General features: G+C 59.0%; 18 protein-coding genes and 1 pseudogene. 8 read left to right on the top strand and 11 right to left on the bottom strand.

Translation table 11 applies throughout. From position 1 onward, the window contains the following. Positions 1-394 precede the first annotated feature (394 nt). The 3 genes and pseudogenes from tssI to EJA72_RS06060 all read left to right on the top strand — a co-directional run bounded on the left by tssI (position 395) and on the right by EJA72_RS06060 (position 5116). Positions 395-3818, top strand: a pseudogene (tssI, locus tag EJA72_RS06070) (type VI secretion system tip protein TssI/VgrG). Beyond that, entirely contained in the window at positions 3811-4497 is a 687-nt protein-coding gene (locus EJA72_RS06065; RefSeq protein WP_157710601.1) for a DUF2931 family protein, read from the top strand. The pseudogene tssI and the gene EJA72_RS06065 overlap by 8 nt, the downstream one beginning before the upstream one ends. A gap of 226 nt (positions 4498-4723) precedes the next feature. Further along, positions 4724-5116: a DUF2388 domain-containing protein gene (locus tag EJA72_RS06060; RefSeq protein WP_157710600.1), complete on the top strand. Its 393-nt coding sequence runs from the start codon at positions 4724-4726 to the stop codon at positions 5114-5116. A 179-nt stretch (positions 5117-5295) separates the two neighbouring features. On the opposite strand, the gene EJA72_RS06055 is transcribed toward EJA72_RS06060, so the two are convergent. The 3 genes from EJA72_RS06055 to EJA72_RS06045 all read right to left on the bottom strand — a co-directional run bounded on the left by EJA72_RS06055 (position 5296) and on the right by EJA72_RS06045 (position 7099). Further along, positions 5296-5571, bottom strand: coding sequence for an HU family DNA-binding protein (locus EJA72_RS06055; protein WP_003213368.1), 276 nt, complete (start codon positions 5569-5571; stop codon positions 5296-5298). 192 nt (positions 5572-5763) lie between these two features. Continuing rightward, positions 5764-6912 carry an NAD(P)/FAD-dependent oxidoreductase gene (locus EJA72_RS06050; RefSeq protein WP_157710599.1) on the bottom strand — a complete coding sequence of 383 codons (1149 nt, stop codon included), beginning with the start codon at positions 6910-6912 and terminating at the stop codon, positions 5764-5766. A 19-nt stretch (positions 6913-6931) separates the two neighbouring features. Beyond that, the gene (locus tag EJA72_RS06045; protein WP_007954349.1) at positions 6932-7099 is read right to left on the bottom strand and encodes a rubredoxin; all 168 of its coding nucleotides are present in this window, start codon (positions 7097-7099) and stop codon (positions 6932-6934) included. 199 nt (positions 7100-7298) lie between these two features. Here EJA72_RS06045 and EJA72_RS06040 point away from each other — a divergent pair, with 199 nt between their 5' ends. Then, positions 7299-7862, top strand: a complete 564-nt coding sequence (locus EJA72_RS06040) for a chorismate lyase (protein WP_178129099.1) — start codon at positions 7299-7301, stop codon at positions 7860-7862. Beyond that, complete coding sequence (ubiA, locus tag EJA72_RS06035; RefSeq protein WP_157710598.1) at positions 7862-8752, top strand: 4-hydroxybenzoate octaprenyltransferase; 891 nt, start codon at positions 7862-7864, stop codon at positions 8750-8752. The genes EJA72_RS06040 and ubiA overlap by 1 nt, the downstream gene beginning before the upstream one ends. Positions 8753-8807: 55 nt before the next feature. Here ubiA and EJA72_RS06030 read toward each other — a convergent pair whose 3' ends face one another. Further along, entirely contained in the window at positions 8808-9191 is a 384-nt protein-coding gene (locus EJA72_RS06030; protein ID WP_157710597.1) for a hypothetical protein, read from the bottom strand. Between the two features lie 153 nt (positions 9192-9344). Between EJA72_RS06030 and phoB the strand changes: the two genes are divergently transcribed. The 3 genes from phoB to EJA72_RS06015 all read left to right on the top strand — a co-directional run bounded on the left by phoB (position 9345) and on the right by EJA72_RS06015 (position 12867). Then, positions 9345-10034 (top strand): phosphate regulon transcriptional regulator PhoB, encoded by a 690-nt coding sequence (gene phoB / locus EJA72_RS06025; RefSeq protein ID WP_007896474.1) that lies wholly within the window; start codon positions 9345-9347, stop codon positions 10032-10034. An 81-nt stretch (positions 10035-10115) separates the two neighbouring features. Continuing rightward, positions 10116-11402, top strand: a complete 1287-nt coding sequence (gene phoR, locus EJA72_RS06020) for a phosphate regulon sensor histidine kinase PhoR (protein ID WP_256679639.1) — start codon at positions 10116-10118, stop codon at positions 11400-11402. A gap of 124 nt (positions 11403-11526) precedes the next feature. Next, on the top strand, positions 11527-12867 hold the full coding sequence (locus tag EJA72_RS06015; RefSeq protein WP_157710595.1) for a hemolysin family protein: 1341 nt from the start codon (positions 11527-11529) through the stop codon (positions 12865-12867). Between the two features lie 194 nt (positions 12868-13061). Here EJA72_RS06015 and EJA72_RS06010 read toward each other — a convergent pair whose 3' ends face one another. From EJA72_RS06010 to EJA72_RS05980, 7 genes are all read right to left on the bottom strand, one after another. After that, positions 13062-13958, bottom strand: coding sequence for a peptidoglycan DD-metalloendopeptidase family protein (locus EJA72_RS06010; protein ID WP_157710656.1), 897 nt, complete (start codon positions 13956-13958; stop codon positions 13062-13064). Positions 13959-14188: 230 nt separating this feature from the next. Continuing rightward, on the bottom strand, positions 14189-15109 hold the full coding sequence (locus EJA72_RS06005; protein WP_157710594.1) for a response regulator: 921 nt from the start codon (positions 15107-15109) through the stop codon (positions 14189-14191). A 167-nt stretch (positions 15110-15276) separates the two neighbouring features. Then, the gene (phoU, locus tag EJA72_RS06000) at positions 15277-16038 is read right to left on the bottom strand and encodes a phosphate signaling complex protein PhoU (RefSeq protein ID WP_157710593.1); all 762 of its coding nucleotides are present in this window, start codon (positions 16036-16038) and stop codon (positions 15277-15279) included. A gap of 120 nt (positions 16039-16158) precedes the next feature. Further along, positions 16159-16992 carry a phosphate ABC transporter ATP-binding protein PstB gene (gene pstB / locus EJA72_RS05995; RefSeq protein WP_157710592.1) on the bottom strand — a complete coding sequence of 278 codons (834 nt, stop codon included), beginning with the start codon at positions 16990-16992 and terminating at the stop codon, positions 16159-16161. Between the two features lie 143 nt (positions 16993-17135). Then, a complete protein-coding gene (pstA, locus tag EJA72_RS05990; protein ID WP_178129097.1) occupies positions 17136-18806 on the bottom strand; it encodes a phosphate ABC transporter permease PstA in 1671 nt (556 codons plus the stop codon). A 15-nt stretch (positions 18807-18821) separates the two neighbouring features. Further along, on the bottom strand, positions 18822-21104 hold the full coding sequence (locus tag EJA72_RS05985) for an ABC transporter permease subunit (protein ID WP_157710591.1): 2283 nt from the start codon (positions 21102-21104) through the stop codon (positions 18822-18824). Between the two features lie 251 nt (positions 21105-21355). Further along, complete coding sequence (locus EJA72_RS05980; RefSeq protein WP_157710590.1) at positions 21356-22357, bottom strand: phosphate ABC transporter substrate-binding protein PstS; 1002 nt, start codon at positions 22355-22357, stop codon at positions 21356-21358. Between the last annotated feature and the right edge of the window lie 185 nt (positions 22358-22542).

The raw sequence follows: 22542 nt of genomic DNA, 5'->3' as shown, positions 1-22542 counted from the left end.
GACGCTTCGTATTCGTTATTTCTTGTAGGAGATTTCTCTACATGCAGTAGGAGAAACATTTAAATTGTATGAATTGCTCATTCAGAAGCACTCCCTGTGACCGGCGTGCAGCATGCCAAAAATAAAACAAGATAAATGTAGGAAGCTTCCGAAAATTCACCATTACAAAAAAATAAACCAAGTAAGCCAACGGAAATAAAATTTCGTATCTCTGTAGGACACTGAGCAGCACTCAGTAACGCGAGAAGTTTCGCACCGGGATTAAGGAGTCTTCCTACATCATTCTTTCAAGCACTTGGTTAGCGTCCCCGAAACATTGCGATAAGTTTCAGCATCGCACTCTTAATTCTTATTCGGCTTAAGGACGAGCCACGGACAGCAAAAGGATAAGCGCATGTTCGCACCGGCCAATGCCGCCCTCTTCACCCTGACCATTCCCACCGTTCGCAACGACTTCCAGGTGCTGGCCTTTGAGGGCACCGAAACCCTTAGCACCCTGTACGCCATTCAAATCGACCTGGTCAGCGAATACCCCGATGTCGACCTGGAACGCCTGCTCGGCCAACCGGCATTCCTGCAGTTCGGGTTGAACGGCGAAGGGATGCATGGGGTGCTGGACGCCGTGTCCACCCACGACGTCGGCATCCGCCTGAGTCGCTATCGTGTGCACCTGGTGCCGGCGCTGCATTACGCGCAGTTCAGCCACGATCAACGGATTTTCCAGCGCCAGACGGTGCCGCAGATCATCGAGCAGGTGCTCAAGGGCCACGGCATCCTGGCCGACGCGTTCACCTTCCATGTCCGTACCAGCCCCGAACGCGAATATTGCACCCAGTACGGGGAAAGCAACTTTGAGTTCATCCAGCGCTTGTGCGCCGAGGCGCGGTCTCACCTGGCATCACCAACATTCCCCAGACGGCCATCGGCTGGTGTTCACCGATGACTACACCTTCTTGACCAAACTGGGCGAAACCCCGTTTCATCCGGACGCCGGCAGGGTCGCGGAGCATCCGGTGGTCCGCCAGTTCTCCATGGGTTTTCGCACCCGTCCCAGCCAGGTCACCCGCCGCTATTACGACCTGAAACGCCCCAGCCGGCTGCGGGAAAGTCGCTTCAGCGCCGAGTTCACCCCCGAGCTCGAAGACTACCGATACCCGCTGGAGTTCGAGACTGAAAAACAGGGCGATCAACTCGCCCGCCAGGCCCTGGAACGGCACCGCGCCGACTACCAGGTGGCCGAGGGCACCAGCGATCAGCCGTCGCTGCGCAGCGGCCATTTTTTCAACCTGACCGATCATCCCCGCGCGCCGTACAACGACCTTTGGTTGCTGCTCAGCGTGACGCACGCGGGCAAACAACCTCAGGTGCTCGAAGAATTCGCCGCCAACACCCCCGAACCGGAGCACGGTTTTATCCAGGGCTACCGCAACCACTTCAGCGCGCTGCCCTGGGATGTGTTTTATCGGCCCCCGCTGCCGGCGCCCCGACCGGTGCTGGCCTGCCAGACCGCCCGCGTCACCGGCCCGGTCGGCGAAGAGATCTACTGCGATGAATTCGGTCGCGTCAAAGTCGAATTTCATTGGGACCGGGCCAAGCACAACAGCGAACACAGCAGTTGCTGGCTGCGGGTTTGCTCCAGCTGGGCGGGGGACGGTTTTGGCGCGGTGACCATTCCGCGGGTGGGCATGGAAGTCCTCGTCAGCTACCTCGAAGGCAATCCCGATCACCCAGTGATCACCGGCTGCCTGGTCAACCGGGTCACGCCCGCGCCCTACCCCTTGCCGGCGAACAAAACCAGAACCGTGCTGCGCAGCCACAGCTCCCCGTCCACCGGCGGTTACAACGAACTGTCGATTGAAGACCGCGCCGGAATGGAGTTGGTCTACCTGCGGGCGCAGCGGGACATGGAGCAGAAGATCGAGAACGACAGCCGTCTGGAGGTGGGTAACCAACGTCGGGAGAGCATCAAGGGCGACAGCATCAGCGTGCTCGGCGCTGAAGAACATCGCACGGTCACGGCGGATCGCAAGGTTCAGCTCAAGGCCAGCGATTATCTGCAAGTCGACGGCAGCCGCCACACCCGAATTGGCGAGGCGCTGGTGGTGGAGGCTGGCGAACAGGTGCATATCAAGGCCGGGGCCAGTCTGGTGCTGGATGGGGGCGCCAGCCTGACGTTGAAGGCGGGGGGTCACCATCTGGTGATTGATGCGGGTGGGGTGTTCAGCAGCACCGCGATTGAGGATGGCGGTTCGCCGCTGGTGGGGATGGCGGCGCAGGGGTTGTTGCCGGGGACGGTGGCGGGGTTGTTGGCGGCGGTGGTGCCTGAGCCGTTGGAAATTGATGAAGCGGAGGAGCTGGAGGAAGAAGAGGAGGAAGTTGAAGAAGAAGGCATTACGTTGCGGATCGGGGTGTTTTTTGATGGGACCGGGAACAACCGCGTCAACAGTGAAAGTGTCGCTGGGTGTTATGCGCGAGATGTGAATCTGCTGGAGGAGGCGGAGGATATTCAGCAGTTTTGCAAAATGCACGGTTACGACGGTCAGGGAAGCGTGCCGGATAACAGCTATGGGAACGACACCAGCAATGTGGCGAAGCTGCATGACCTTTACACCGATGACAGTGAGCGTCTGTTGGCGAATGACGAAACTATCGGTTTTATCCCCGTCTACCTGGAAGGTATCGGTACTAGCAGTGGTGAAGAGGGTTCACGCTTTTCTCAAATGACCGGTTTAGGCGCACATGGCGTATTGGCGAGAGTTGAGCAAATCCCTGCACTCATTTTGGAAAAAATCAGGAAATTTGAAAGGGTAAATCCAAAACGAAAAATTGAACGTATCGAATTCGATATCTTCGGTTTTAGTCGAGGCGCTGCCGCTGCGCGACACTATGCCAATGAAGTCTTTACAGGAGAGCAAAGCCCGTTGGCTACATTGCTGCCAGCTGATTCGCCATTGTTTGTCGAAGACTTTTCCTGGCGCACCAATACCGATGTCACCATCAATTTTATTGGCATCTTCGATACCGCCGCTGCCATCGCAAAAATTGCCGACGGCGATTTGAGCGTCCATGACGCCATCAACCCCGGCGTCAACTGGTACTTGGCGCCCGATATTGCCAAAAAAATCGTGCACTTGGTGGCGCAGGACGAACGCCGCCACAACTTTTCTCTCAACAGTGCAGGGGCTGCCGATATCGTGCTGCCCGGCGCCCACTCTGACCTGGGTGGTGGGTATCGGCCGAAGTACGTTGAACGAGTTCTGCTCAGCAAGCCGCGCTGTAGCCGCGATGAAGATTTTTACAGGCCTTCCACGGCGTCATCCGCCTATCGCTGGACCCAACAGGAATTAGGTCGCCTTCAGGATCAGCTCAATCTGTATGGGCTGCCACTGGAAGTAAAGACCTGGGCGGTAGAGACCGTTAGCAACGTTAGGGGCGATAGATCCAAGTCTAAAAATGTCTACGCGGCAGTCCGAAGCGAGCGGACTGTGCACAACGACCTGGCTTTGATTTACCTGCATATCATGCGTGAGTTAGCAGCAAGAAATGGCGTGCCTATGCGCGTTATCAACGATAAAGATCCAAAGTTAGCTTTACCCGTGGAGCTCCAAACCATCGCGCAAAAACTGATGAGTTATGCGCTGGGCGACACCCGCCGCCCTGGTCTGAGCGTGTGCGAGGAGGAGTTGCTCTACCAACGGTACATCCATTTGTCAGCGAACTGGAATGCAGCCAAAGGCTGGAACAACAGCGATCTGAACATCGTATTTATCGATCGACCCGCCGAAAACTATAAACGCGTGGTGCACCCCAATGCATAAAAGCTCAGCCACGCTTAAAACCGGCTTTGCGCTGCTATTTATGTTGTTGGGTGGATGTGCCTCTTATGGGAGTAGATCACTCCCTTACGACGCTTGGAGCCTCAATTTTTTTGCCCCCGACTATATGGAAGTCTGGATTGAAACCGCTGACGTCGTTGACATCAATGGACATGTGTTCCGGGGGGCGGGTAGCGGAATTCCTTCGACTGGTTATCCCCGAGGGCTAAGTAAAGGCATACCGGCTCACTTCAAGGGCGATGCAAAAGGATGGTTTGAAGATCCAGGAGGAAAAGGTCGACGTGTAATGGGGGCTGACCTGCCTCGCTTGGTCTATGTACGCTGGCAGTCCGTGGCAGAACCCCAGACCTACGAGGCCTACATCGAGATTCCCGAATCTGCCCGAAACACCATGCTCCAGGGTGAAAAAACTTTCTGTCGTGCAGACGGCAAATGGGTAACTGATTACCGCAAGCTTTTGATTGTCGGTCTTGCGCCAAGAGGAGTCGCCAAAGTGTGGTTGGGTGGGCCCTGCCTAAAATCGATTGAAGTCACTCGCGTCCAAGGCACGATCAATCCAGGAGGCCCGTACAGGGGAAAGTCAGGCGGTGCGTATTACCCTCTTTCGGAGGAGTCCAAAGCCTACATCGAAAAATTCGGGATTCCTTATGGCAGTTGGTAAGCAGTGTCTTCAGTTCCGACGGTCTGCCTGGCACACAGCTGCAAGCATAAAAACTACACAGTTATCTTCCCGGTTTCGTGCACGCAGGTAGGACGCGTCTGATTCAGCCTCGTTGGTCTGAAAGTGCCTCTCTGCACGATTCCTTTGCACAGTCACACTCAATGTCGAGTGAGTGCGGCACAACGCTTATGGAAACGCACCAATAAAAAGGGAGTTCAATCAGTTCATGGCTACTCGAAACAATAAAAAATGGACCGTGGCTTTTGGGTGCTATTGGGTCGCCCTATTTACACTCGTAGTCAGCGCCTCCGTTCGGGCTGAATTTTGTCGCTATGGTCGCTGTGATTTCAGCCCGCTTGATTACTCGGCAACAACTGGCTTTGGGTTGCTCTTCACAACGGTCGGGCCGTTTGTTTCGACGTCGAACGCCACAAAGGACGGACTCTCCAAACACTACGTCCAAGCTGTGAAAGATGATGCCGCCGCTTATATTGCCACCGACGGCGATATCGATGGCCCCACGCTTGAATCTGCATGGCGCATGCACTTGGACCACCACGCTGATCTTCAGCCAAGCAAGAAGGAGTTTGCCCACTTGGTACTCGCTACCTATGGATAAACAACCCCGCACCTGGTAATTGAAAGGCGTCACCTGAGCGCAACTGTTAGCTCTTCAGGGTCTGCCATAAAATGGCCGGATCGATATTGCTTTCAACACGCAATAAAAAATGGGCACCCAACCTGGTTGGTGTGCCCATTTTTTATGCCGCTCCCCGTCAGGCGGGAAGTCGGTGCGTGTTACGGATTAACGCTGTCTTTCAACGATTTGCCTGGCTTGAAGGCAACGGTGTTGCTGGCCTTGATTTTGACGGGCTCACCGGTTTGCGGGTTTTTGCCGGTGCGGGCACCGCGGTGGCGTTGCAGGAAGGTACCGAAGCCCACCAGCGTGACGCTGTCTTTGCGGTGCAGAGCGCCGGTGATTTCTTCGAGAACGGCGTTGAGAACGCGGTTGGCCTGCTCTTTGGTGAGGTCTGCTTTTTCAGCAATTGCAGCGGCGAGTTCTGGTTTACGCATTAGTGAAGCCCCTTTGACGGTTTTTTGTTGTTATGTCCGTGCTGTTCTCGTTGGAACAGCGCCCAAAGCGCCGCAGGTGCTCTACTCTGCGGCAGACGGGAGTGAGAATGGCACGCACGGAAGAGCCGCGCCAGTCTCGGCGCGACCTTTGTACGGGCAAAACAGGGGTTATTCCGACAGAACGACCGGTATTTACGCCAGCAGGGCTGGAAGCTCTTTGTTGAGCGCCAGTTTTTCCATGACGGCCGCGCCTGTCAGGGCATAACCCAGCAGTTTTCCGCCCGCATCACGGCACAAAACCTTGATGTCCGCGCCCTGCCCTTCGACCGTCCAGACACCTTCCGCGCCCCGTGGCGGCGGGGAAACCACCAACGGGCACACCGGCGTTTTGACGGTGATGGGCATCGGGCCGTAGTTCACGACGGTCGGGTTACCGGCGAGGGTCTGGGCCAGCGCTCTCGCACAGCTCATCAGGGGCATGACGTACAGCAGATTCAGCCCATCGACCTCGGCGCAATCGCCCAGGGCGTAGATGTTGGCGTGGGAGGTTTTGAGGTGGCGGTCGACGACCACGCCGCGATTGACCTGCACGCCGGCCGCGGCCGCCAGGTCGATGCGCGGGCGCAGGCCGATGGCCGACACCACGACGTCGCACGGGATCACCTGGCCGTCGGACAGGTGCGCTTCCAGTCCATCAGCAACGCGCTGCAAGCGGTTGAGCACCGGCCCGAGGTGGAAACGCGCGCCGAGGCTTTCCAGCCCGGCCTGGACCGCAGCGGCCGCCGCTGGGTGCAACAGCGTCGGCATGACTTGTTCGCACGGCGCCACCAGTTGCACTTCGTAGCCGCCGAGGATCAAGTCGTTGGCGAACTCGCAACCGATCAGGCCAGCGCCGAGCAGCAATACCCGGCGCTTGCCGGCTGCCGCAGCGCGAAAGCGTGCGTAGTCTTCGAGGTCGTTGATCGGGAACACGGCGTCTGACGCATCGCCCTCAATGGGCACACGCACGGTTTCCGCGCCCCAAGCGAGGATCAGGTCGCGATAGATCACCGACTCTTCACCGATCCACAAGCGCTTGTGGCCCGGATCGATACCGCTGATGCGCGTGTGGGTGCGCACTTCGGCCTTCAACTGCTCGGCCATGGCGCCGGGTTCGGCCATGCTCAGGCCGTCGGCGTCTTTGTTTTTGCCGAATCCGGTGGAGAGCATCGGCTTGGAGTAGGAGCGACCGTCATCGGCGGTAATCAGCAGCAGCGGGGTTTCGCTATCGAGTTTGCGAAATTCCCGGGCCAGGTTGTAGCCAGCGAGCCCGGTACCGACGATCACGACAGGTGCGTTCATTCCTTACTCCTCTAATGCCTTAGTTGATTTCAATCATTTCGAAATCCATCTTGCCCACGCCGCAGTCCGGGCACAGCCAGTCTTCGGGGACGTCCTGCCACAAGGTGCCAGGCGCAATGCCGTCATCCGGCCAGCCGTCGGCTTCGTTATAGATCAGGCCGCAGACCACACATTGCCACTTTTTCATTCAGTTACTTCCTCAGGATTCAGGCTTTTGCCGGCGCGAACGGTCGATGGGTGATGCGTTGCCGTCCGGCTCAAGGCGTTTTGTACTGATCGGGCCCGGCAGATGCAAGCCTGTTCGGCGCAACGGGGGGAGGATCAATCAAAATCACCGGCTGACATGGTAAGCTCGCCGCCTCATTTGCTGCCAATAATGACTCACTGTGCCGCACTCAACTGCCCCTCGCACCGCCCCGTCCTGGCGCCTCCAAAGCCAACTCGAGCCCCGCCCCGACCCCTCTATCCTCGACTGGTTGTTCGACGAAGGCTCGTTGACGCGTCGCTTGACCCGTCTGTCGAATGACGGTTTCAGCGTCACGCCGCTGTTCGAAGGCTGGCAATCGCTGCGCGCCGACGAATGTGCAGCCCTGGACCTGACAGAAGGCAGTGAAGGCTGGGTGCGCGAGGTGTATTTGCGCGGTCACGGCGAAGCCTGGGTGTTTGCCCGCAGCGTCGCGGCGCGCAGTGCGTTGCAAGGCGACGGATTGCACATGGATGAGTTGGGCAGCCGCTCGCTGGGTGAATTGCTGTTCTGCGATCAGGCGTTTCAGCGCCGGGCCATCGAGGTTTGTCACTATCCTCAGCAATGGCTGCCCGTGGAATGCCGGGCGCCTGAACTGTGGGGCCGCCGCTCGCGCTTCGACCGTGGCGCCTTGAGCGTGCTGGTAGCCGAGGTGTTCCTGCCGACCTTGTGGCTCGCCGCCCGTGCTCACCCGGAGAATTGCTGATGTACCAGAGCCTGCTCAAATCGCTGAACCGCTTGAACCCACGGGCCTGGGATTTCATTCAGCTGACGCGCATGGACAAGCCGATCGGCATTTATTTACTGCTGTGGCCAACGCTGTGGGCGCTGTGGATTGCCGGCAAGGGTTCGCCGTCGCTGGCCAACCTCGTGATTTTTGTCCTCGGCGTGGTACTGACGCGGGCCGGTGGTTGCGTGATCAACGACTGGGCAGACCGCAAGGTCGATGGCCATGTGAAGCGCACCGAGCAGCGCCCACTGGTGAGCGGCAAGATCAGCTCCAAGGAAGCATTGGTGTTCTTTGCGCTGTTGATGGGCGTGAGTTTTCTGCTGGTGTTGTGCACCAACGCGGCGACGGTCTGGCTGTCGTTCGGCGGCTTGGCCCTGGCGTTCAGTTATCCATTCATGAAGCGCTACACCTATTACCCGCAAGTGGTGCTGGGTGCGGCGTTTTCCTGGGGGATGCCGATGGCGTTCACCGCCGAAACCGGCGAGTTGCCCGCGGCGGCGTGGTTGCTGTGGATCGCCAACCTGTTGTGGACGGTGGGCTACGACACGTATTACGCGATGACGGATCGCGACGATGATTTGAAGATCGGCGTGAAGTCCACGGCGATTTTGTTTGGCGAGGCCGATCGGGTGATCATCCTGACGCTGCAGGGGTTGGCGCTGGGTTGCCTGCTGCTGGCCGGGTCGAAATTCGAGCTCGGTGGCTGGTTCCACCTCGGTTTGCTGGCAGCGGCGGGTTGTTTTGCGTGGGAGTTCTGGTACACCCGCGGCAAGGACCGGATGCGTTGCTTCAAGGCGTTTCTGCACAACCATTGGGCGGGGTTGGCGATTTTTGTGGGGATTGTGCTGGATTACGCGTTGCGTTGAAGCATTGAAAAGATCGTCCGGATGCCGTGGCCTCCGGACGACCCTTGTGAGCGATTTACATATGCTCGTGAACGACGTGCCAGACGTCTTTCATCTTGTCGCCCGTCATGTCGCCGGGCGCCTTGTCCTTCACAAAGTAATACAGCGGCTTGCCGCCGTAGGCCCACTGCATTGATCCATCGTCACGCTTGACCACTGTCCACTTGCCTTCAGCCTTGGCGCCAGCCTCTGCTTTCAACGGCGGCCAGTTTTCCGCGCATTGGCCGGTACACACTGACTTGCCGCCCGTGTCTTTGTCGAACGTATAAAGGGTCATGCCCTTATGGTCGACCATCATGCCGTCTTTCATCATCGCAGGTTCGGCAGCGAAGGCCATTGATGGCAACGCCAGGACCGCAGCCAGCATCAGCGCCTTGAAGGATTGCGAGTATTGCGTCATGGAAACCTTCCTTTTGTGGTTGTCAGGATTCGGACTTAGAGCTTAGTTCAGGTTCGCGACAATCGCAGGGCGGCTAAAATACTGTCACACGACTGCAATAATTCCGTTATCTAATGCGGCGCAAGACAGTTAAATGACAAGAGGATTAAAGGCATGGTTGGCAGGAGCATTCTGATCGTCGACGACGAAGCGCCCATTCGCGAAATGATCGCCGTTGCGTTGGAAATGGCCGGCTATGACTGCCTGGAGGCGGAAAACTCGCAGCAGGCCCATGCCATTATCGTCGACCGCAAGCCGGACCTGATCCTGCTGGACTGGATGCTGCCGGGCACGTCCGGTATCGAGCTGGCCCGCCGCCTCAAGCGTGATGAGCTAACCGGGGACATCCCGATCATCATGCTCACCGCCAAGGGCGAAGAGGACAACAAGATCCAGGGCCTGGAAGTGGGCGCCGACGATTACATCACCAAACCGTTTTCCCCCCGTGAGCTGGTCGCGCGCCTCAAAGCCGTGCTGCGCCGAGCTGGCCCTACCGATGGCGAAGCGCCGATCGAAGTCGGCGGCCTGCTGCTGGACCCGATCAGCCACCGCGTGACCATCGACGGCAAACCGGCCGAAATGGGCCCGACCGAGTATCGCTTGCTGCAATTTTTCATGACCCACCAGGAACGCGCCTACACTCGTGGCCAGTTGCTGGACCAGGTCTGGGGCGGCAACGTCTATGTCGAAGAGCGCACCGTCGACGTGCACATCCGTCGCCTGCGCAAAGCCCTCGGCGATGCTTACGAAAATCTGGTACAAACCGTGCGCGGCACCGGTTACCGCTTTTCTACCAAAGCCTGACCTAGCCCTTTCCCGCCCGACAAGCTGACAAGGACGCGTGTTCAATTGAACCAAAACTGGCATGGCACCCTGATCCGCCACATGCTGTTGCTGGTAACCGGCTGTTTGGTGATCGGCCTGATTACCGGTTACTACGGCTGGAGCCTCGCCGCGGGCCTGGGCCTTTACCTGGCCTGGACCCTCAAGCAATTGCTGCGTCTTCACGAATGGCTGCGTCTGCACAAACCCGATGAAGCCCCGCCCGATGGCTATGGCCTGTGGGGCGAAGTGTTCGACAGCATCTACCACCTGCAACGGCGCGACCAACGTGTACGCGGGCGTTTGCAAGCAGTGATCGACCGGGTCCAGGAGTCGACCGCTGCGCTCAAAGACGCGGTGATCATGCTCGACACCGACGGCAACCTTGAATGGTGGAACCGCGCCGCCGAAACCCTGCTTGGCCTCAAGACGCCGCAAGACAGTGGTCAACCGGTGACCAACCTCGTGCGCCATCCGCGCTTCAAGGAGTACTTCGAGCAGGACAGCTACGCCGAGCCGCTGGAAATCCCCTCGCCGACCAACGACCGCGTGCGCATTCAGCTGTACATCACCCGCTACGGCAACAACGAACACTTGATGCTGGTGCGCGATGTCACGCGCATTCATCAGCTGGAGCAGATGCGCAAAGACTTCATCGCCAACGTGTCCCACGAGCTGCGCACGCCGCTGACGGTGATCTGCGGCTACCTGGAAACCCTGCTCGACAACGTCGAGGAAGTGAACCCGCGCTGGACCCGTGCCTTGCAGCAGATGCAACAGCAAGGCGGGCGCATGCAGACGTTGCTCAATGACTTGCTGCTGTTGGCCAAGCTGGAAGCCACCGATTACCCCTCGGACAACCAGCCAGTGGCCATCGACGGCCTGCTGCAATCGATCAAAAGCGATGCGCAGCAGCTGTCGGGGCAGAAAAACCAGCACATCACGCTGGAGGCCGACGCGACGATTCTGCTCAAGGGCAGTGAAGCCGAATTGCGCAGCGCATTCTCGAACCTGGTGTTCAACGCCGTGAAATACACCCCGGCCGAAGGCAATATCCGCATTCGCTGGTGGGGCGATGAACACGGTGCGCACCTGAGCGTGCAGGATTCCGGGATCGGCATCGACAGCAAACACCTGCCGCGCCTGACCGAACGCTTCTACCGCGTCGACTCCAGCCGCAACTCCAATACCGGCGGCACCGGGCTGGGGCTGGCGATCGTCAAACACGTTTTGTTACGTCATCGTGCACGAATGGAAATCAGCAGCGTGCCGGGCCACGGCAGCACCTTTACCTGCCATTTCGCGCCGGCCCAAGTCACCAAATCCCGGGTCATCAGCACGGCCGACTGATACCGACCAGCACTCGCCACTAGGCAATCGCCCGGTCAGCCGCTACATTGGCTGACTTGTGCCTGCCTTTCAGGTGCAATTTTTTCTTTCCTTTTGAATCACACGGAACCCGCAAAACTCCATCATGGACCCTTCCCCTGGCTTGACCCTCGCTACAATATTCGCCGACTTCGGCATGATTCTTTTTGCTCTGATCCTGGTTTTGCTCAACGGATTTTTCGTTGCGGCAGAATTTGCCATGGTCAAACTGCGCTCGACCCGGGTCGAGGCCATCGCTGACAAAAACGGCTGGCGCGGGCACATTCTGCGCACCGTGCACAGTCAGCTCGATGCGTACCTGTCGGCGTGCCAATTGGGTATCACCCTCGCCTCCCTCGGCCTCGGCTGGGTCGGTGAACCGGCGTTCGCGCACATTCTCGAACCGCTGCTTGAAGCCGTCGGCGTGCAGTCGGCCGAAGTGATCAAGGGCGTGTCGTTCTTCGCCGCGTTCTTCGTCATTTCGTACCTGCACATCGTAGTCGGCGAACTGGCCCCAAAATCCTGGGCCATCCGCAAACCCGAGTTGCTGTCGCTCTGGACGGCGGTGCCGCTGTACCTGTTCTACTGGGCCATGTACCCGGCGATCTACCTGCTCAACGCCAGCGCCAACACCATCCTGCGCATCGCTGGCCAGGGTGAACCCGGCCCCCATCACGAGCACCATTACAGCCGTGAAGAACTGAAACTGATCCTGCACTCCAGCCGTGGCCAGGACCCGAGCGACCAAGGCATGCGTGTATTGGCCTCGGCGGTGGAGATGGGCGAACTGGAAGTGGTGGACTGGGCCAACTCGCGGGAAGACCTGGTGACACTGGAGTTCAACGCGCCGCTCAAGGAAATCCTGGCGATGTTCCGTCGCCACAAGTTCAGCCGCTACCCGGTGTACGACAGCGAGCGCAAGGAGTTCGTCGGCCTGTTGCACATCAAGGACCTGCTGCTGGAACTGGCGGCCCTGGACCACATTCCCGAGTCGTTCAACCTGGCCGAACTGACCCGGCCGCTGGAACGCATCTCGCGGCACATGCCGCTGTCGCAGTTGCTGGAGCAGTTCCGCAAGGGCGGCTCGCACTTCGCGGTGGTAGAAGAAGCCGACGGCAACATCATCGGCTACCTGACCATGGAAGACGTGCTGGAAGTGCTGGTGGGCGACATTCAGGACGAACACCGCAAGGCGGAGCGCGGGATTCTTGCGTATCAGCCGGGCAAGTTGCTGGTGCGGGGCGATACGCCGCTGTTCAAGGTTGAAAGGCTGCTGGGTATCGACCTGGACCACGTCGAAGCCGAAACCCTCGCCGGGCTGGTCTACGAAACCCTGAAACGGGTGCCGGAAGAGGAAGAAGTGCTGGAAGTGGAAGGTCTGCGGATCATCATCAAGAAGATGAAAGGGCCGAAGATCATTCTGGCCAAGGTGTTGATGCTCGATTAACCGTGATACCGGCGGCACGCAATCTCCCGTGGCGAGGGAGCTTGCTCCCGCTGGGCTAGAAAGCAGCCCCAAACCCGGCAACCGCATTTATCCGGTTACTCCGCATTTTACAGCTGTACGGCTGCTGCGCAGCCGAGCGGGAGCAAGCTCCCTCGCCACAAAAGCCCTCTCGCCGTATTAAATCTGTGCAACCTTCACTGCTTGCCCAACGCAAAGTTGGGCAACGCCCCCACCGGTTGATTGAACTGGTACGGAATCGACACCAACCCCAACCCGGTATTGCGCTGCACCACAAAGTGCAGGTGCGGTCCGCTGCTGTTGCCGGTATTGCCCGACAGCGCCAACGGCGTGCCGACCACCACCCGCTGACCTTCCCGAACGCTAACCGAACCTTGCTTGAGGTGCAGGTACACGCCCATGGTCCCGTCATCGTGCAATACGCGCACAAAGTTGCCCGACGCATCGGTGCCGCGCCCGTTCTGGGCATTCTCGGTTTTCACCACCACCCCGCCACGCGCGGCGATGATCGGCGTGCCGACGGGCATGGCGATGTCCATGGCGTAGCGGTTTCTGGGACCGAAGTGGCTGTATTGGCCATTGGCGCCCTGACTCAGCCGGAACGGCCCTCCACGCCACGGAAAGGGGTATCGATAGTCCATGGCAGCGCCTGAGGGGTCGCCCAGGGAGTATTCGAACTTGGGGACATACGCCAGCGGCCTGTCAGGCTGCGTGGCCGTGAGCAGCGCCAGGCGAATGCTGCTGCGTGCCGGCATGACCCGACGAATCGGTCGGCTCGGCGCACCGCTGACGTTCTGCAGTTCGTTGAAACCCAGCTCGATTTCTACCGGCGCGTACAGGTCATTGCGCACGTAGACACTGTCCACGCCCTTCTTTTTGGTGATGACGAGGTACACCTGGCGCTCCAGGTGCTCGACCATGCGATCCCGAAACGTGAACACCTGCGAGCCTTTCGTGGGGCGGTCGCTATAGGAGACCACGCCATTGGCGTCGGTGGACTTGTAGATCGTCATGGCCATGGCCGAGGCGCAGGCCATGCAGAGACCGCAAAACAACATCAGGCGCGCGAGCATGGGCATTGAGTCTGTCGAGGTAGGCCTGAAAAGGAGCCTAGCAGCTGCAATGGACCCGGGTTGTCGGCAGATGTTTCAAAATGGGCGGTTCAAGATGGGTGGTGAATGTGATGGCCCCTTCGCGAGCAAGCTTTGCTCCTACGGGTTTTGTGTTGTTCATGTCATCGACAACAACTCAAACCCGTAGGAGCAAAGCTTGCTCGCGAAGGCGGTCTATCAGGCGACGACGATTACGCGCCTGGAATGAAATGCTTCTGCGCCGTACCCCGCGCAATCAAACGGGAAATGTAGTCGAGCTTCTGCGCATCCTGATCGACAAAGCGAAACGTCAGTTGCAGCCAGTCGCTGTCGGGCTTCGGCTCGTGGGCGACGATGGCGTGCAGGTAGCCGTTGAGGCGGGCGATTTCAGCGTTCTCACCCTGCTCCAGATCGAGAACAGCGCTGTCCAGCACTTGCGGCAGCGCGTCAGTACGTTTCACGACCAGCAAGGCCTCCTTGAGGGTCAAGGCTTTGATCACGCATTGCTGGATGCCGCTCGGAAGACGCAACTGGCCTTGGCCACGACCGCTCGTTGCCGCGGCGCTGGCGGGAGCCTTGACCGGTGGGCTGTTGAGCAGACCGCGAGACGCTGCAGGTGCAGAAGCGGCTGCAGGTGCGGGCGCAGTGGGCGCAACCACCGCCGCCTTGCCGCCGGTCAATGCGTTCAGCGAGTCGTTAGCGAACGCCGAGTTCAACTTGACCGGCGCACCGCTCATCAAGGCATCGAGTTTGCCGACCTTGTTCAGCGCTTGCTTGACCTTGGTCAGCAACTGCTCGTTGGTGAAAGGCTTGCTGACGTAGCCGGACACGCCGGCCTGGATCGCCTGCACGACGTTTTCCTTGTCGCCACGGCTGGTCACCATCACGAAGGGCATGGATTTGAGGTTGTCTTGCTGGCGGCACCAGGTCAGCAGCTCGAGGCCCGACATTTCCGGCATTTCCCAATCGCACAGGACCAGGTCGAACGCTTCCTTGGCCAGCATGGCCTGAGCCTTTCTGCCGTTGATGGCGTCTTCGGTCCGGATGCCCGGGAAGTAGTTACGCAGGCACTTCTTCACCAGGTCACGAATGAACGCTGCATCGTCCACCACCAACACACTGATCTTGCTCATCCACCACCCCTCGAAAAAATCCCGGCAAGCATACCGCTTTGCTGATGGCACATTGCCAAAAACCTTCAGTCACGCCGGGACTTTTCGTTCGCGGGTGCTGCTTCTAACGTCGAAAACCACACACAAAAACGCCCGGCCAAAGGACCGGGCGTTTTTCTTGGGCAGTCTTACTTATCGTCAGCTTTGTCCGGAACATTAGCTGTTTCGGCACTTGTGCCTTCAACTTCTTCTTTCATGCGCTTGAGGCCCAGGTGACGCACGTCGGTACCGCGCACCAGGTAGATCACCAATTCCGAGATGTTGCGCGCGTGGTCGCCGATCCGCTCCAGCGAACGCAGCACCCAAATGATGCTCAAGACCCTCGAGATAGAGCGCGGGTCTTCCATCATGTAGGTGGCCAGCTCACGCAGGGCGGTCTTGTATTCGCGGTCGATGATCTTGTCGTATTGCGCCACCGACAACGCCAGGTCGGCATCGAAACGGGCAAAGGCGTCCAGCGCATCGCGAACCATGTTGCGCACCTGGTCGCCGATGTGACGAACTTCGACGTAACCGCGCGGGGCTTCGCCTTCTTCACACAACTGGATGGCGCGACGGGCGATCTTGGTGGACTCGTCACCGATGCGTTCCAGGTCGATCACCGACTTGGAAATGCTGATGATCAGACGCAAGTCGGACGCCGCTGGCTGACGACGGGCCAGGATGCGCAGGCATTCTTCGTCGATGTTGCGTTCCATCTGGTTGATCTGGTCGTCGATATCACGAACCTGCTGGGCCAGGCCGGAATCGGCCTCGATCAGCGCGGTAACCGCGTCGTTGACCTGCTTCTCGACCAGCCCGCCCATGGCCAGGAGGTGGCTGCGCACTTCCTCGAGTTCGGCGTTGAACTGCTGGGAGATGTGATGGGTAAGGCCTTCTTTACTAATCATCTGTTTCGCTCCGCGAAAGTTGCAAGCTTCAAGCTGCAAGCTTCAAGCAGTTATGTATAAGTCCTGATATTGCACCGCTTCTCTCTTGCCGCTTGCAGCTTGACGCTTGCGGCTGTACGGCTAGCCGTAACGACCGGTGATGTAGTCTTCGGTCTGTTTCTTCGCCGGATTGGTGAACAGGGTGTCGGTGTCGCCGAATTCCACCAGTTTGCCCATGTACATGAACGCCGTGTAGTCGGAAACCCGCGCGGCCTGTTGCATGTTGTGAGTCACGATCACGATGGTGAATTTCGATTTCAGTTCGTAGATCAGCTCTTCGACTTTCAGCGTGGAGATCGGGTCGAGTGCCGAGCAAGGCTCGTCGAGCAGCAGCACTTCCGGTTCCACGGCGATGGTGCGCGCGATTACCAGACGTTGCTGCTGACCACCGGACAGGCCCAGTGCCGATTCGTGCAGGCGGTCTTTGACCTCGTCCCACAACGCCGCGCCTTTCAACGCCCACTCGACGGCTTCGTCGAGAATGCGCTTCTTGTTGATGCCCTGGATGCGCAGGCCGTAGACCACGTTTTCGTAAATGGTCTTCGGGAACGGGTTTGGCTTCTGGAACACCATGCCGACACGACGACGCAGCTCAGCCACGTCTTCGCCTTTACGGTAGATGTTGTTGCCGTAGAGGTTGATTTCACCCTCCACGCGGCAACCGTCGACCAGGTCGTTCATGCGGTTGAAGGTGCGCAACAGCGTGGACTTGCCGCAGCCGGACGGGCCGATGAAGGCCGTCACGCGCTGTTTCGGAATGTTCATGCTGACGTCGTACAGCGCTTGTTTTTCGCCGTAGAACAGGCTCAGGCCCGGCACTTCAATGGCCACGGTTTCCTGTGCAAGGCTCAGGCTCTGTTTGTCGCGGCCCAGGGCAGACATGTTGATGCCGTGGGTATGTGCTTCGTGCTGCATGGGAGGCTCCCTGTGCTAACAAATTCGGTTCAGTTGTTGTGGGAGCCAGCCTGCTGGCGATTGCATCACCGCGGTTTCACAGATCCACCGCGTTGCCTGAATCGCCAGCAGGCTGGCTCCCACATAGAAATCAGTGCTGAAAATCAGCTATCCAGCGCTTTATATTTCTCGCGCAGGTGGTTTCGAATCCACACGGCCGACAGGTTCAACGTGGCGATCACCAACACCAGCAGCAGCGCGGTTGCGTACACCAGAGGTCGCGCGGCTTCGACGTTCGGGCTCTGGAAGCCGACGTCATAAATGTGGAAGCCCAAGTGCATGATCTTCTGGTCAAGGTGCAGGTACGGGTAGTTGCCATCCAGTGGCAGCGACGGGGCCAGTTTCACCACGCCGACCAGCATCAGCGGCGCCACTTCGCCGGCGGCGCGAGCCACGGCGAGGATCATGCCGGTCATCATCGCCGGGCTGGCCATCGGCAGCACGATCTTCCACAAGGTTTCAGCCTTGGTCGCGCCAAGGGCCAACGAGCCTTCACGCACGGTACGAGGAATCCGCGCCAGGCCTTCTTCGGTGGCCACGATCACTACCGGCACCGCCAGCAGCGCCAGGGTCAACGAGGCCCACAGCAGGCCCGGCGTACCGAAGGTCGGTGCCGGCAGTGCTTCGGGGAAGAACAACCGGTCAACCGAACCGCCCAGCACATAGACGAAGAAGCCCAGGCCGAACACGCCGTAAACGATGGCCGGAACGCCCGCCAGGTTGTTCACCGCGATGCGGATAATGCGCGTCAGCACGTTCTGCTTGGCGTATTCACGCAGGTAGACCGCCGCCAGCACGCCGAACGGGGTCACGATCATCGCCATGATCAGGGTCATCATCACGGTGCCGAAAATCGCCGGGAAGATCCCGCCTTCGGTGTTCGCTTCACGCGGGTCGTCGCTGAGGAATTCCCAGACCTTGCTGAAGTAGAAGCCGACCTTGGTCATCGTGCCCATGGCGTTCGGCTGGTAGGCGTGAACCACTTTGCCGATGCCGATTTCGATCTCTTTGCCGTTCGCGTCGCGGGCCGTCAGGCTATCGCGGTTGAACTGGGCGTGCAGGTCGTTCAGGCGTGCTTCGATGTCCTGATAGCGAGCATTGAGTTCGGCGCGCTCCGATTCCATGTCCGCTTGCGCGGTGGCGTCGAGTTTGCCGGCCAATTCCAGTTTGCGACCGTGCAGACGGATGCGTTCCAGGCCGGAGTTGATCGCACCGATATCGGTTTTTTCCAGGCTCTTGAGCTGTGCGGCGAGCCCGTTGACGCGAGCAACACGCGTCTGCAACTCGGGCCATGCGGCTTCGCCTTCAGCGATCACCTTGCCGTCCTGTTTGACGTTGACCAGGTAGCCGTAGAAGTTGCCCCACTCGCGACGCTCGATGGTCATCAGCTCCGGTGGCGTCTTCTGGTTGGTCAGCCATTCGCCGACTACCCAGGTGAAGTCGTTGCCGTTCAGGTCACGGTTGCCGACCTTGATCAGCTCGCGGGTCATGAACTCCGGGCCCTGATCGGGCACCGGCAGGCCAGCGCTTTTCAGGCGCTCGCGTGGCACTTCTTCTTTCTGCACCACTTCGCCGATCACCAGGTGATTGGCCTGGCCCGGCACATCGTAGCTGGCATGAACCAGGTCCGCCGGCCAGAAGTGACCCAGACCACGCACGGCAATCACCGCGAGCAGGCCAATGGTCATGATGACCGCGATGGACACCGCGCCACCGCTGATCCAGACGCCGGGGGCGCCGCTCTTGAACCATCCATTCAGGGAGTTCTGTTTCACAGACTTCTACCTTTCTTAAAGCGACGAGTATTTCTTGCGCAGACGCTGACGAATCAGTTCCGCGAGGGTGTTCATGATGAAGGTGAACAACAGCAGCACCAGCGCCGAGAGGAACAGCACGCGGTAGTGGCTGCCGCCGACTTCCGATTCGGGCATTTCCACCGCCACGTTGGCCGCCAGGGTGCGCAGGCCTTCGAACAGGTTCATTTCCATGACCGGGGTGTTACCGGTAGCCATCAGCACGATCATCGTTTCACCGACCGCACGGCCCATGCCGATCATCAGCGCCGAGAAGATGCCCGGGCTGGCGGTGAGGATCACCACGCGAGTCATGGTCTGCCACGGCGTGGCACCGAGCGCCAGGGAACCGAGGGTCAGGCCGCGAGGCACGCTGAACACGGCGTCTTCAGCAATGGAATAGATGTTCGGGATGACCGCGAAGCCCATGGCCAGACCGACCACCAGAGCGTTGCGCTGGTCGTAGGTGATGCCCAGGTCGTGGGAGATCCACATGCGCATGTCGCCGCCGAAGAACCAGGTTTCCATGTACGGGCTCATGTACAGCGACAACCAGCCCACAAACAGAATCACTGGGATCAAAATGGCGCTTTCCCAGCCGTCCGGCACTTTCAGGCGGATGGATTCAGGCAGGCGACTGAACACGAAACCGGCGACCAGGATGCCGATCGGCAGGAGCATCAGCAGGCTGAAGATGCCCGGCAAGTGCCCTTCCACATACGGCGCAAGGAACAGGCCGGCGAAGAAACCGAGGATCACCGTCGGCATCGCTTCCATCAACTCGATCACCGGCTTGACCTTGCGGCGCATGCCAGGGGCCATGAAGTACGCGGTGTAGATGGCAGCGGCAACGGCCAGCGGTGCGGCCAGCAGCATGGCGTAGAACGCGGCTTTCAGGGTACCGAATGTCAGCGGAGACAGGCTCAGCTTGGGTTCGAAGTCGGTGTTGGCGGCGGTCGATTGCCAGACGTACTTAGGCTCGTCGTAGTTCTCGTACCAGACCTTGCTCCACAACGCGCTCCACGAGACTTCCGGATGCGGGTTATCGAGAAGCAGCGGTTGGATCTTGCCGCCGGCTTCCACGATGACGCGGTTGGCGCGTGGCGACAGGCCGAAGATGCCTTGGCCTTCCACCACTTGATCCACCAGCAATGTGCGGTGGGCGGTGCTGTGGAAAACGCCGAGCTTGCCCGAGGCATCGAGGGCAATGAAGCCTTTGCGACGCTCTTCAGCGGTAATTTCAACGATTGGCGTAGTGCCCATCTGGAAGGTGCGAATTTGCTTCAAGCGCAGTTCGCCATCCGGGTCGCGGGCCATAAACCACTGGGCCAGGCCACCTTTGGAGTCACCGAGGATCAGCGAGATGCCGCCCACCAATTGAGTACTGGCGGTGATTTGCGCTTCGCCGTCTTCCAGCAGTTTGTAGCGACCGTTGAGGCTCTTGTCACGCAGACTGAACACATCGGCCTGGGCACGACCGTTGATCACGTACAGCCACTGCTGACGCGGGTCGACGAAGATGTTCTTCACCGGCTCGTTCATCTGCGGCAGATCAATGCGCTTCTGCTCGTTGGTGATTTCGCCGGTCATCATGTTTTCTTCGCTGGTCAGCGAGAGCACATTGAGTTGCGAACCGGTGGAGCCCACCAGCATCAGGGTGGTGTCGGTGGCGTTAAGGCTCACGTGTTCCAGCGCACCGCCCGCTTCGTTCAGCGCAATCGGGGTTTCGCCGTACGGGTATTCAACGGCTGGCGAGATGGTTTTCTTGCCTTCCGGGTAACTGACTTTATAAGTGTGACGGAAGACCAGTGCCTGGCCATTGGACAAGCCCACGACAACCAGCGGATGACCGGGCTGGTCTTCGCCGATGGACGTCACGGAGGTGCCGGCCGGGATAGGCAGATCGACGCGCTTGAGTTCGGCGCCACTGTCGATATCAAAGAACAATGCCTGGCCTTTGTCGGAAACCCGCATGGCGACCTGGTTCTGTTCTTCCAGGGAGATCATCAGCGGCTTGCCGGCGTCTTGCATCCAGGCTGGCGAGATAGCGTCCTTGGCGGTCAGGCTCGCACCCTGGAACAGTGGCGCGACGACATAGGCAAGGAAGAAGAAAATCAGGGTGATCGCGCCGAGAACAGCGAGGCCGCCAATGAGGACGTACCAGCGGGTCAGGCGATCTTTGAGCGCGCGGATGCGGCGCTTGCGTTGTAGCTCAGGCGTATTGAAATCAATTCGCTTGGGGGGATTATTAGTCATGGTGGAATTGGCCAGATCATTCATTCGCACACCCTAGCGATCCTGTATGACAGAAAGATGACAGTGCAGTGACGCAACTAATCCGCCGCCAACGGTCGCTGGCAGTGGATCGGGAATATGAGGGGGGCCGGGCTGCCAAAGATGGCAACCCTGAGCCTTGTAGGAGCGAGCTTGCTCGCGATGGACTTCCAGTCACAGAAGAGGTGTCGGATGTTCCATCTTCGCGAGCAAGCTCGCTCCTACAACAGATCCGGAGCTAACCCCGGATCAGGGTGTTACTTCTTTGCGACTTCAGCGCCGCCTTCCGCCAGACCCAGGTCAGCCAGTGCTTTTGCGGCAACTTTGGCTGGCAGTGGGATGTAGCCGTCTTTCACTACAACTTCCTGGCCCTGTTTGGACAGAACCAGTTTCACGAACTCGGCTTCCAGCGGGGCCAGAGGCTTGTTCGGGGCTTTGTTGACGTAAACGTAGAGGAAGCGCGACAGCGGGTACTTGCCGTTCAGGGCGTTTTCTTCGGTGTCTTCGATGAAGTCAGTGCTGCCTTTCTTGGCCAGTGCAACAGTCTTCACGCTAGCGGTTTTGTAGCCGATGCCCGAGTAACCGATGCCGTTCAGCGAAGAGCTGATCGACTGAACGACCGAAGCCGAACCTGGTTGTTCGTTGACGTTTGGCTTGTAGTCGCCTTTGCACAGGGCTTCTTCTTTGAAGTAGCCATAAGTACCGGACACCGAGTTACGACCGAACAGTTGAACCGGCTTGCTGGCCAGGTCACCGGTCACACCCAGGTCGCCCCAGGTTTTGACTTCGGTTTTAGCGCCGCACAGACGAGTGGACGAGAAGATCGCGTCAACTTGTTCCATGGTCAGGTGCTGGATCGGGTTGTCTTTGTGTACGAAGACAGCCAGGGCGTCCACGGCAACCGGGATAGCGGTTGGCTTGTAGCCGTACTTCTGCTCGAAGGCAGCCAGTTCGGTGTCTTTCATTTTGCGGCTCATCGGGCCCAGGTTAGCGGTGCCTTCAGTCAGCGCAGGTGGCGCAGTGGCGGAGCCAGCGGCCTGAATCTGGATGTTTACGTTCGGGTATTCTTTTTTGTAGTTCTCAGCCCAGAGGGTCATGAGGTTGGCCAGGGTATCGGAGCCGACGCTGGACAGGTTGCCCGACACACCAGTGGTCTTGGTGTAGCTCGGGATCGACGGGTCAACAGCGGCGAACGCGTTGGCGGTCGCAACGCCAGCAGCGACGAAAGTCATTGCCGCCATCAAACGCTTCAGTTTCATGCCTTACTCCTAGCAGATAGGGTGTGTTAAGTCGGGGCCAAGTATCAGCAGGCCGTGTGAACACTCTATGGCTGAAATATGACAATTGGATGAAAGGCCAGTATTCGAGTTTTTACTGGATGATTCGGCGCCTCAATCGCCAGCAGGCTGGCTCCCACATTGGAATGCATTTCAATGTGGGAGCC

This window comes from Pseudomonas sp. PB120 (genome assembly GCF_009761815.1).
Classification (GTDB): domain Bacteria; phylum Pseudomonadota; class Gammaproteobacteria; order Pseudomonadales; family Pseudomonadaceae; genus Aquipseudomonas.
Note: the sequence above shows the minus strand (reverse complement) of the source record. Positions and strands in the feature narration are given on the sequence as shown.

What these genes read in the sequence shown, in the direction of transcription:
- EJA72_RS06065 (WP_157710601.1), top strand. Translation starts at nt 3,811, where the DNA reads ATGCATAAAAGCTCAGCCACGCTTAAAACCGGCTTTGCGCTGCTATTT.
- EJA72_RS06060 (WP_157710600.1), top strand. Translation starts at nt 4,724, where the DNA reads ATGGCTACTCGAAACAATAAAAAATGGACCGTGGCTTTTGGGTGCTAT.
- EJA72_RS06055 (WP_003213368.1), bottom strand. Translation starts at nt 5,571, where the DNA reads ATGCGTAAACCAGAACTCGCCGCTGCAATTGCTGAAAAAGCAGACCTC.
- EJA72_RS06050 (WP_157710599.1), bottom strand. Translation starts at nt 6,912, where the DNA reads ATGAACGCACCTGTCGTGATCGTCGGTACCGGGCTCGCTGGCTACAAC.
- EJA72_RS06045 (WP_007954349.1), bottom strand. Translation starts at nt 7,099, where the DNA reads ATGAAAAAGTGGCAATGTGTGGTCTGCGGCCTGATCTATAACGAAGCC.
- ubiA (WP_157710598.1), top strand. Translation starts at nt 7,862, where the DNA reads ATGTACCAGAGCCTGCTCAAATCGCTGAACCGCTTGAACCCACGGGCC.
- EJA72_RS06030 (WP_157710597.1), bottom strand. Translation starts at nt 9,191, where the DNA reads ATGACGCAATACTCGCAATCCTTCAAGGCGCTGATGCTGGCTGCGGTC.
- phoB (WP_007896474.1), top strand. Translation starts at nt 9,345, where the DNA reads ATGGTTGGCAGGAGCATTCTGATCGTCGACGACGAAGCGCCCATTCGC.
- phoR (WP_256679639.1), top strand. Translation starts at nt 10,116, where the DNA reads ATGCTGTTGCTGGTAACCGGCTGTTTGGTGATCGGCCTGATTACCGGT.
- EJA72_RS06015 (WP_157710595.1), top strand. Translation starts at nt 11,527, where the DNA reads ATGGACCCTTCCCCTGGCTTGACCCTCGCTACAATATTCGCCGACTTC.
- EJA72_RS06010 (WP_157710656.1), bottom strand. Translation starts at nt 13,958, where the DNA reads ATGCTCGCGCGCCTGATGTTGTTTTGCGGTCTCTGCATGGCCTGCGCC.
- EJA72_RS06005 (WP_157710594.1), bottom strand. Translation starts at nt 15,109, where the DNA reads ATGAGCAAGATCAGTGTGTTGGTGGTGGACGATGCAGCGTTCATTCGT.
- phoU (WP_157710593.1), bottom strand. Translation starts at nt 16,038, where the DNA reads ATGATTAGTAAAGAAGGCCTTACCCATCACATCTCCCAGCAGTTCAAC.
- pstB (WP_157710592.1), bottom strand. Translation starts at nt 16,992, where the DNA reads ATGCAGCACGAAGCACATACCCACGGCATCAACATGTCTGCCCTGGGC.
- EJA72_RS05985 (WP_157710591.1), bottom strand. Translation starts at nt 21,104, where the DNA reads ATGAATGATCTGGCCAATTCCACCATGACTAATAATCCCCCCAAGCGA.
- EJA72_RS05980 (WP_157710590.1), bottom strand. Translation starts at nt 22,357, where the DNA reads ATGAAACTGAAGCGTTTGATGGCGGCAATGACTTTCGTCGCTGCTGGC.